This is a genomic window from Streptococcus sp. 68 (genome assembly GCF_013277415.1).
In the GTDB taxonomy this organism is placed as follows: Bacteria; Bacillota; Bacilli; order Lactobacillales; family Streptococcaceae; genus Streptococcus.
The window spans coordinates 1-3125 of the sequence record NZ_VMMX01000024.1 but is presented as its reverse complement, the minus strand read 5'-3'; the positions used below and the strand labels follow the sequence as shown (position 1 = coordinate 3125).

The following is a 3125-nucleotide window of genomic DNA, read 5'->3' as shown; positions in this document are numbered from 1 at the left end:
AATTAGAAATGAAAGGCTAGAGAAATCTAGTCCTTTTTCTTTTAATACTCTTCGAAAATCTCTTCAAACCACGTCAACGTCGCCTTGCCGTAGATATGGTTACTGACTTCGTCAGTTCTATCCACAACCTCAAAACAGTGTTTTGAGCTGACTTCGTCAGTCTTATCTACAACCTCAAAGCAGTGCTTTGAGCAACCTGCGGCTAGTTTCCTAGTTTGCTCTTTGATTTTCATTGAGTATAAATAAATACTCCAAAGCCTGCAAAAATCTGAAACTTCCTCCTACAATTTGATATAATAGAGAGAAGAACTCATTTGAAGGAGGAAATGATGTCGGTTTTAGTAAAAGAAGTGATTGAAAAGCTTAGACTAGACATTGTCTATGGCGAACCAGAATTGCTTGAAAAGGAAATCAATACAGCGGATATTACGCGACCTGGTCTTGAAATGACAGGCTATTTTGACTACTACACGCCAGAGCGGATTCAACTTTTGGGGATGAAGGAGTGGTCTTATCTGATCAGTATGCCTTCCAACAGCCGTTATGAAGTTTTGAAAAAAATGTTTCTACCTGAGACACCAGCGGTCATTGTTGCCCGTGGTTTGGTAGTTCCAGAGGAGATGTTAAAGGCAGCCAGAGAATGTAAGATTGCCATTTTAACCAGCCGTACAGCTACTAGTCGTTTGTCTGGAGAGTTATCTAGCTATCTGGATTCTCGTTTGGCAGAACGTACCAGTGTACACGGTGTCTTGATGGATATCTATGGGATGGGTGTCTTGATTCAGGGAGATAGTGGAATTGGTAAGAGCGAGACAGGTCTTGAGCTTGTCAAACGTGGTCACCGCTTGGTAGCCGATGACCGTGTCGATATCTTTGCCAAGGATGAGATTACTCTCTGGGGTGAACCAGCTGAAATTTTGAAACACTTGATTGAAATTCGTGGGGTTGGGATTATCGATGTCATGAGCCTCTACGGTGCCAGTGCTGTCAAGGATTCTTCACAGGTTCAGCTGGCTGTTTACTTGGAAAATTATGATACACATAAGACTTTTGATCGTCTTGGAAACAATGCAGAGGAATTAGAAATTTCTGGCGTAGCCATTCCTCGTATCCGTATTCCAGTTAAAACAGGTCGTAATATTTCTGTCGTGATTGAGGCAGCTGCCATGAATTATCGTGCCAAGGAAATGGGCTTTGATGCGACCCGTTTGTTCGAAGAACGACTGACCAATCTCATCGCTCGAAATGAGGTGCCTAATGCTTGATCCGATTGCTATTCAACTAGGCCCTCTAGCCATTCGTTGGTATGCCTTATGTATTGTGACAGGCTTAATTCTGGCGGTTTATTTGACCATGAAAGAAGCGCCTAGAAAGAAGATCATACCAGACGATATTTTAGATTTTATCTTGATAGCCTTTCCCTTGGCTATTTTAGGAGCTCGTCTCTACTATGTTATTTTCCGTTTGGATTACTATAGTCAGAATGTAGGAGAAATTTTTGCCATTTGGAATGGTGGTTTGGCCATCTACGGTGGTTTGATAACTGGGGCTCTTGTACTCTATATCTTTGCTGATCGCAAACTCATCAACACTTGGGATTTCCTAGATATTGCGGCGCCTAGCGTCATGATAGCCCAAAGTTTGGGTCGCTGGGGCAATTTCTTTAACCAAGAAGCTTATGGTGCAGCAGTGGATAATCTGGATTATCTACCTGGCTTTATTCGTGACCAGATGTATATAGAGGGGAGCTACCGTCAACCGACCTTCCTTTATGAGTCTCTATGGAATCTACTTGGCTTTGTCTTGATTCTGATTGTCAGAAGAAAATGGAAGAGTCTCAGACGAGGCCATATCACGGCCTTCTACTTGATTTGGTATGGTTTCGGTCGTATGGTTATCGAAGGAATGCGAACAGATAGCCTCATGTTCTTTGGGCTTCGAGTGTCTCAATGGCTATCAGTTGTCCTTATCGGTCTCGGTATTTTTATCGTTCTATATCAAAATCGAAAGAAGGCTCCTTACTATGTTACAGAGGAGGAAAAGTAAATGTTAGAAGTTGCATATATTCTTGTTGCCCTAGCTTTGATTGTCTTTTTAGTCTATCTAATCATTACTGTACAAAAGCTTGGACGTGTGATCGATGAAACAGAGAAGACGATTAAAACCTTGACTTCAGATGTGGATGTGACCTTGCATCATACCAATGAGTTGCTGGCTAAGGTTAATGTCTTGGCAGATGATATCAATGTCAAGATGGCAACGATTGATCCACTCTTTAGTGCTGTTGCTGATTTATCTCTATCTGTTTCAGACCTCAATGACCATGCGCGTGTCTTGAGCAAGAAAGCTTCATCAGCTGGTTCAAAAACACTCAAGACTGGGGCAAGTTTGTCAGCTCTTCGTCTTGCAAGTAAATTTTTAAAAAAATAAAAAAGGAGAAACCTTATGGGTAAACTATCCTCTATCCTTTTAGGAACCGTTTCAGGTGCAGCTCTTGCCTTGTTTTTAACAAGCGATAAGGGCAAACAAATTTGCAGTCAGGCTCAAGATTTTCTAGATGATTTGAGAGAAGATCCTGAGTATGCCAAGGAGCAGGTCTGTGAAAAACTGACAGAAGTTAAGGAGCAGGCTACAGATTTTGTTCTGAAAACCAAAGAACAGGTTGAGTCAGGTGAAATCACTGTGGACAGTGTACTTGCTCAAGCTAAATCCTATGCTTTTCAAGCGACAGAAGCATCAAAAGATCGATTTAATAATCTCAAGGAGCAATGGCAAGAAAAGGCCGAAGCTCTTGATGACTCAGAAGAGATTGTGATTGATATAACAGAAGAATAAAAGAAATAGTAACTATTCTAGGTCCTATAAACTCTCTAGTGGATTATACCTCTATAGAGCTTATAGGTTTTTTTATGTGGATAAAACCTTAAATAAAAGAAATTTAATGATTTTTGAAAGTAGATAAGTATAATCTACTTTTTTGTGAATAGAGTTGCTTTTAAAAAATATCAACATATTCACAATGTTATACTTAAATATACAATATTTCTCGAATTTTAAAGAATATAAGGCAAAATATTTGATTAAGTATGTAGAAAATAGTATAATTTAGCTGTGATAGCTGTGAT

4 protein-coding genes and 1 pseudogene are annotated in these 3125 nt (G+C 39.9%); 4 read left to right on the top strand and 1 reads right to left on the bottom strand.

Annotated elements, in window-relative coordinates; translation table 11 throughout:
* Nucleotides 1–41: 41 nt before the first annotated feature.
* Nucleotides 42–233: a hypothetical protein gene (locus HT720_RS10320; RefSeq protein WP_240156338.1), complete on the bottom strand. Its 192-nt coding sequence runs from the start codon at nt 231–233 to the stop codon at nt 42–44.
* 96 nt (nt 234–329) lie between these two features.
* On the opposite strand from HT720_RS10320, the gene hprK reads away from it, so the two are divergent.
* The 4 genes and pseudogenes from hprK (at nt 330) to HT720_RS10095 (ending at nt 2835) form a co-directional block, all read left to right on the top strand.
* Complete coding sequence (gene hprK, locus HT720_RS10110; RefSeq protein ID WP_173276081.1) at nt 330–1265, top strand: HPr(Ser) kinase/phosphatase; 936 nt, start codon at nt 330–332, stop codon at nt 1263–1265.
* On the top strand, nt 1258–2046 hold the full coding sequence (gene lgt, locus HT720_RS10105; protein WP_173276078.1) for a prolipoprotein diacylglyceryl transferase: 789 nt from the start codon (nt 1258–1260) through the stop codon (nt 2044–2046). The genes hprK and lgt overlap by 8 nt, the downstream gene beginning before the upstream one ends.
* Nucleotides 2047–2473, top strand: a pseudogene (locus tag HT720_RS10100) (DUF948 domain-containing protein).
* A complete protein-coding gene (locus HT720_RS10095; protein WP_173276074.1) occupies nt 2446–2835 on the top strand; it encodes a YtxH domain-containing protein in 390 nt (129 codons plus the stop codon). Before HT720_RS10100 ends, HT720_RS10095 begins: the two are co-directional and overlap by 28 nt.
* Nucleotides 2836–3125: the final 290 nt, after the last annotated feature.